Raw genomic sequence first — 5,976 nt, 5'->3', positions numbered from 1 at the left:
AACGTGGACGTCGCCATCCGCTTTGATCAAATCGCGATGCTGGTCATCGGCGAGGACCGGGCGCTCCTGAGGCACCACATCAACTGCCTGGGGTCCGGGACGATCGCCGCCGCGACCGAGTAGCGATTCGCCGGCAACGCCGATGCCGCCCCGGGCATCGCGCCCGGGGCGGCATCCCGAACAACCAAAAGAGGAGCGATTCACATGACGCTAGCGACGATGGAGACTGGGGCTCGAGTCGCTGCTCACGATCAAGGACCTGGCCGCCTACCTGCAGGTGAGCACCACGACGGTCTACCGCCTCGTCAAGGACGGCGCCCTGACCAGCACGCGCATAAGGCAGTCCCTGCGCTTCACGCGCAAGAACATCGAAGACCTGCTGGAACAATGCACTGTCGATAGGATTCAATAACAGCGCAGCATCGGCCCCGAACTCGCACAGGTTCGGGGCCGACCATCAGAACGGGATGTCCCCGCAGTACACTGGAACCTGCCCTGACGGTTCCGCTTCCCGCCCGGTGCGCCGTTCGTAGAGTCTCCATAGGAATATTCCGAGTGTCGCCGACACATTGACGACCGTTTCAGCCCAGAGGGAATCATCCACAACGTACTCACCTGGTGCCTTCCCGTGTGCCGTTGATTTGTCGCTCCTCAAATTATCGATTGTGCTCCCCAAACCCCGAAGCTGCGCGGCGAGGGTCTTCACCTCCTGCGGAGTAGATGGATCACAGGTGTCCACCAGCTCTTTCACTACCTTGGAGGTTAGTTTTGAGAGAGATAAGTTTCCCACGGAGGCATCCTGGTCCACGTTTTGGATAATTGCCTTGAAGACCCCTTCCAGCGTTGACGCCGCAAGAGCAACGGACTGGTCGGGATAATCGTAAACATCGCGCACCGCGCGTTCGAAGTTCGCATACGCATTTGCGTTGGTCTCGCCCAGAATGTTCTTCATCATCGGGATGCATGGGAGTAGCCCGGGAGTCTCGATGCCAATGTCGGCTGCCATTTTTATCAGAATATCATTGGGCATTTCTGCAAGTGTGCGCCCAAGGTCTATGTGGCCGTCCTTTTCGTAGACGGAAAAGTTTTCCCAGAAATTGCCGTCATCTTCATGCCAACGTCGAACATACTCTTCGACCTGTCTGTATTTCGATTCGTCGAACAGGTCCCAAAGTGCGCTTTCCACCCGGATTTTCAGCCTCTGCATGTACAGAGGGGATATCTTTCCGTAATCGTCTTCCATCATGCTCATCTGTTCCATACGGTCGTATCCTAATCGTCGAGTATTAGTTCGGGCAACCGAGGAGCCGCTCGAATTGCTTTCCGAATCGCTTAGCGCTGCTTTGGAAATCCATGTTCTTCTCAGATTGAAACAAAATTTCCCAAATTGCAGAAGAATCATGTTCGGTCGGTGTTGCAACCGCTTTTGTTTTCTTAGCCCATTTATTTTACCAGCGAACACAAGCCCTGACGGTCCCTTCAGCCCGAAAGGTCACAGTAGAAAATAACGAGGTTGATTGAAAATCTCAACGCAACACTGAAGGACTTACCGCAACAGTTGCGCCTTATCTGGCAGTTTCAGTGAAAGGCCGTTGCGTTTGGCCTGCATTTCATCCATCCGGCCGTCAGCCGACCGGTCCCATGGGGTGTCTCTCGCGGCCAATGGCCATGCTGGCGCCGGCCCCCTTGCCCGGCGCGGAAGAACTTGGCGCAACGGCGGCAGCCGATCATCCGGTCCTTTTGTCTGCCCTCCCAGAAAACCTGATGGCTAGGCCTTTAGAATCACATTCGCGTTGACGAGGGACGGCTTCGGCGTCACCTCGTCGGCGGACACCCGCTCGACCCCGAGGGCCTCCAGAAACCCGGCGGGGAAGACGGACTTGGCCAGGTCCAGCGGCGCCGCGCCGCCGAGGCCTGGCCTCGGGTAGGAGTTCACGTGCGACGTGCACGGCGCCGCGTCCCACGGCGTGAGGGCGTCGAGGTCGCGCCTCCCCTTGGGGAGGGTGCGCCGCGGCTCCTCGTGGCTGCGCTCGCAGGGCGACCCCTGGTCGGCCTGCATCGCGTCGCACCAGTACACGCGGCAGCGCCTCGCGCCCTCGACCAGGCAGGACCTCTCCATGTGATACCGCTACCATAAAAATCGACAGCTAGACTACCGCACCGCATCGTTTTCGCTACCAGAGTCTCGACAGCTTCGTCACCGTACTTTCGCCAATCACGCTACTGGCAATATGCTCGATTCCGACCGGGCGACCGTCGGAAGGAGCGCGATTGGAAAGGAACATCATGGGAGGGCTGAACATGTACAGACAGCTCGGCGTGAAGCCCAACTTCACGCAGATCGGGAAGAAGTACGGGCTGCACAGGCAGACTGTAGCCAAGTACTGGAGCCAAGGAGACGGGATCGAGGACCACAGGCGAGACAAGGGGAGCGCGTTCGACGAGTTCAGGGGCGTGATCGAGCAGAGGTCGTCGCTTCCCGGCGTCACGAAGAGGGCCATCTACGAGTTCCTGCTCGACCGCCACCCCGACGCCGCGCTGCCGAAGTACGGCGCTTTCACGAAGTATTGCCGGGAGCGGGGCATCGAGTGCGCCTCCGCCTCCGACCCCGAGCCGCACCCCCGCTTCGAGGCGCCGCCGGGGCGGCAGCTCCAGTTCGACTGGAAGGAGAACCTGGAGCTGGTGGACGCCAACGGCGAGCCGTTCGAGTTCAACGCGTTCAGCGCCACGCTCGGCTACTCGCGCGCGCACCGCTTCGTCTACTCGAGGACGCGCACCGAGGACGACCTGCTCGCATGCCTGCTGGCGACGTTCGCCCGCTTCGGCGGCGTCCCCGAGGAGGCCATCACCGACAACATGTCCGCCCTGGTCGGATTCGCGGGCGGCAGGCGCGTCAAGTCGGAGCGCGCCTGGCGCTTCGCGCGCGAGGCCGGCTTCGAGCTCAAGCTCTGCAAGGTGCGCACGCCCGAGACCAAGGGCAAGGACGAGTCGGCCAACCGCTTCGTGAGCAGGCTGCTCGCCTACGACCGCGACTTCGTCGGCGAGCAGGGCATAATCGACGCCATGGCGCGCGTCGAGGCCAGGAGCAACGCCGAGCCCAACGAGACCACGGGGCTGCCGCCGGCGGTCCTGTTCATGCGCGAGAAGGAGCACCTGCGCCCGATCGGCAACCTGCGCATGCTGCAGGAGATGGTGGGCGACGTGAGCGTGCAGAAGGTGCCGCCCACCATGCTGGTGCGCGCCGCGGGCCGCCAATGGTCGGTTCCCCGCGCCTGCATCGGCAAGGGGGTGCATGTCATCGCGATGCCCTCCGGCCAGGTGCGCGTCACCCTCGACGGCGAGGAGGTCGCGGTGCACGACGCATCATCGGCGGCCGCCCCCATCGTCTACGCGGAGGAGCACTACGTGGAAGCGCTCGAGGGCAAGGCGTGGTTCGGCGACATGGACATACGCGACGCCGCACGGGCCAACCTCGAGCTGCTGGACCGGCTGGGGGGCGAGTGACGTGGAGGCGCTGAACGAGTCGAGCCCCTACATGAGGGCGCAGGCGAACCTGGCCGAGCTGAGGCTCGACGAGATGTGCGCGGCCCTGCCCGACTACGTGCGCATGGTCGGCGACGGCGCGCGGGGCTTCGCGCAGGCCATGGCCGAGATGACCCAGTCGGAGGTCTCGGCCAGGCGCGAGAGGATCATGCGGCAGCGCATCCGCTCGTCGGGCTTCCCCTACGTGAAGACGCTGGCGGACTTCGACTGGTCGTTCCAGCCGAGCGTGCCCAGGGCAGGGGTCGAGGAGCTCGCGACGCTCAGGTTCATGGAGGAGGCGCGCAACGTCCTGCTCGCCGGAAGCCCGGGCGTGGGCAAGACCCATCTCGCGGTCGCGATCGGCGTCGAGGCCGTGAAAGCCGGCCGCGAGGTGCGCCTCGTCGACTGCGCGAGGCTCGTGGACGACCTCAAGGACGCCTCGGCGCGCGGGATACTGAAGAACAGGCTCAAGTACTACGCGCACTCCAAGCTCCTCGTCATCGACGAGCTCGGCTATCTCGACATCGACGAGCAGGGGGCCGATCTCATGTTCCAGCTCGTGTCCACGCGCTACGAGCAGCGCTCGACGGTCATCACCACGAACGTCGGCATCGGGGGATGGGCGAGCGTGTTCGGCGACGAGGTGGCCGCCAGCGCGATCGCGGACAGGGTCTGCCACCACTGCACGATGATCAAGATAACGGGCAGGTCCTACAGGCTGAAGGACCTCCCAGCCGACAAGAGAAGGGAGGAGTAATCGAAAACGGCGAAAGTACGGTAGCGCAATCGTCGATAGTGCAGTCGCTCTGGCGTCGGTGAAACGGTAGCGTGATTGACGAATTTTATATTGACGTTATCACCATGCCCGCGAAGTCGTCGAACTCGCCGCCGCAGTCGCACAGCAGCGGGTCGAAGAGGCGCCCGAACTCCTCGGGCGACCCCAGGCACGTCTCCAGGGCGTCCAGCGCGGCGACGACGGAGGTCGGCTCGCCGCTGGCGACCAGCACGTAGAGCTGGAAGCCGGGCGTCGGCTTCTGCAGCGTGAGCAGGCGCTTGGTGTCGACACCGCGGCGGCCGACCACGGTGTCGGCCTGCGTGGCCCACGCGCGCTGTCCCTCGGGCAGTCCTATGAAGTCCTCGTACCGGTGCCCGGTGCGGTCCACGCGCTCCCTTCGCGGCTTCTCCCTGGCTCGCTTCCGCGGCTTGTAGCGGACCTTTGACGGCATGTCCATCGCGGTCATGCCGCACAGGCCGGCGGCGACGTGCTTGCGGAACGTGCGCTCGCAGACGGGCAGCTCGTCGCCGTGGGTCGCCCATATGGCCTCCACGCTCTGCCCCTTGCGCTGCAGCGGCACCACGACGTCCACCATGGCCCTCAGCTGCTCCTCGGTGAGGTCTATGCCGCTCCTGGACTCGCTTCGAGCAGCTGGCCGGACAGACGTACGGCCACGACCCGGTCCCCTCGCACATCCTCATCAAGAGCTTCCCGCGGGTGAGCGCGCAGTCCCTGGTGACGCACTTCTTGCAGAGCCGCGGGGTCGATCCGCACGCCTTCCCGCATGCGCTGCCAGCCCCCGCACAGTCACGGCAGTTGGCACAGCCCATGGCCCCGCGCTTCCTGCTGGGCGGCCTGACGGTCCTGTTGGCAACGACTTCGCGGCCGACGGTAGACGCAGCGACATGCAGGCGACGCGCGATCTCCCGCATCGAGAGCCGCTCACGTATGCCTGCGTCGATCACGTCGCGGTCGCTCCGATCAAGGTGCTTGCCCTCCTCGTCCGTCGGGGCGGTGGTCACGATGGTGATGTCCATGCCACGGGTGCGGTCGATCTTGTCGTAGTCGATCTCGGGGAAGATCAGCTGCTCGGTGACGCCCATGGAGAAGTTGCCGTGGCCGTCGAAGCTCTTGGTGGAGATGCCGCGGAAGTCGCGGATGCGCGGGATGGCAATGGCGATCAGGCGATCGAGGAACTCGTACATGCGGTCGCCGCGGAGGGTGACCTTGGCGCCGATGGGCATGCCGGCACGCAGGTGGAAGGTGGCGATGGACTTGCGGGCACGGGTGACCATGGGCTGCTGGCCAGTAATGGCGCGCAGGTCGGACACGGCACCGTCGATGGCCTTGGAATCGGTGGCGGCCTCGCCGACGCCCATGTTCACCACGATCTTCTCGATCTTCGGAATCATGTTGACGTTCTTGTACTGGAACTGCTTCTGCAGCTCGTCACGGACCGTGGAGACGTAGGCCGTCTTCAGGCGCGGCACGTAGCTCTCTGCCATGCAAACACTCCTTCGAACACGGGGTTTTAAGCGCGGGGTTGTGGCCTCGCGCCTCCCGGGCACCATACCTGGGAGCCCAGCTGCCCCTCGAGACAGAGTCCTCCCCATCTAGAGACGCAAGGCCAAATATTACGTGTTTGCCCGGAATAATGCCAGCCTTTGGCACGGGCCGCC

The 5,976-nt window shown here is 63.7% G+C and carries 6 protein-coding genes and 1 pseudogene; 3 read left to right on the top strand and 4 right to left on the bottom strand.

Features of this window, described 5'->3' with window-relative positions; genetic code table 11:
- Positions 1 to 226: 226 nt before the first annotated feature.
- Positions 227 to 412 carry a helix-turn-helix domain-containing protein gene (locus NOV21_RS06465; RefSeq protein WP_346428554.1) on the top strand — a complete coding sequence of 62 codons (186 nt, stop codon included), beginning with the start codon at positions 227 to 229 and terminating at the stop codon, positions 410 to 412.
- 45 nt (positions 413 to 457) lie between these two features.
- On the opposite strand, the gene NOV21_RS06460 is transcribed toward NOV21_RS06465, so the two are convergent.
- Together NOV21_RS06460 and NOV21_RS06455 are read right to left on the bottom strand one after the other, a co-directional pair.
- Positions 458 to 1,261: an abortive infection family protein gene (locus NOV21_RS06460; protein ID WP_200799658.1), complete on the bottom strand. Its 804-nt coding sequence runs from the start codon at positions 1,259 to 1,261 to the stop codon at positions 458 to 460.
- 507 nt (positions 1,262 to 1,768) lie between these two features.
- A complete protein-coding gene (locus NOV21_RS06455; RefSeq protein ID WP_283171789.1) occupies positions 1,769 to 2,077 on the bottom strand; it encodes a hypothetical protein in 309 nt (102 codons plus the stop codon).
- A 194-nt stretch (positions 2,078 to 2,271) separates the two neighbouring features.
- On the opposite strand from NOV21_RS06455, the gene istA reads away from it, so the two are divergent.
- On the top strand, positions 2,272 to 3,504 hold the full coding sequence (gene istA, locus NOV21_RS06450; protein WP_283171715.1) for an IS21 family transposase: 1,233 nt from the start codon (positions 2,272 to 2,274) through the stop codon (positions 3,502 to 3,504).
- Position 3,505: 1 nt separating this feature from the next.
- Positions 3,506 to 4,279, top strand: coding sequence for an IS21-like element helper ATPase IstB (istB, locus tag NOV21_RS06445; protein ID WP_283171716.1), 774 nt, complete (start codon positions 3,506 to 3,508; stop codon positions 4,277 to 4,279).
- 85 nt (positions 4,280 to 4,364) lie between these two features.
- Here istB and NOV21_RS06440 read toward each other — a convergent pair whose 3' ends face one another.
- Together NOV21_RS06440 and rplE are read right to left on the bottom strand one after the other, a co-directional pair.
- Complete coding sequence (locus NOV21_RS06440) at positions 4,365 to 4,892, bottom strand: hypothetical protein (protein WP_283171718.1); 528 nt, start codon at positions 4,890 to 4,892, stop codon at positions 4,365 to 4,367.
- A 337-nt stretch (positions 4,893 to 5,229) separates the two neighbouring features.
- Positions 5,230 to 5,802, bottom strand: a pseudogene (rplE, locus tag NOV21_RS06435) (50S ribosomal protein L5); the annotation flags it as partial.
- Positions 5,803 to 5,976 lie beyond the last annotated feature (174 nt).

It is taken from the genome of Curtanaerobium respiraculi (assembly GCF_024609215.1).
GTDB classification, from domain to species: Bacteria; Actinomycetota; Coriobacteriia; order Coriobacteriales; family Eggerthellaceae; genus Curtanaerobium; species Curtanaerobium respiraculi.
This window is presented reverse-complemented; position numbering and strand designations above follow the sequence as displayed.

What these genes read in the sequence shown, in the direction of transcription:
- NOV21_RS06460 (WP_200799658.1), bottom strand. Translation starts at nt 1,261, where the DNA reads ATGGAACAGATGAGCATGATGGAAGACGATTACGGAAAGATATCCCCT.
- NOV21_RS06440 (WP_283171718.1), bottom strand. Translation starts at nt 4,892, where the DNA reads ATGGTGGACGTCGTGGTGCCGCTGCAGCGCAAGGGGCAGAGCGTGGAG.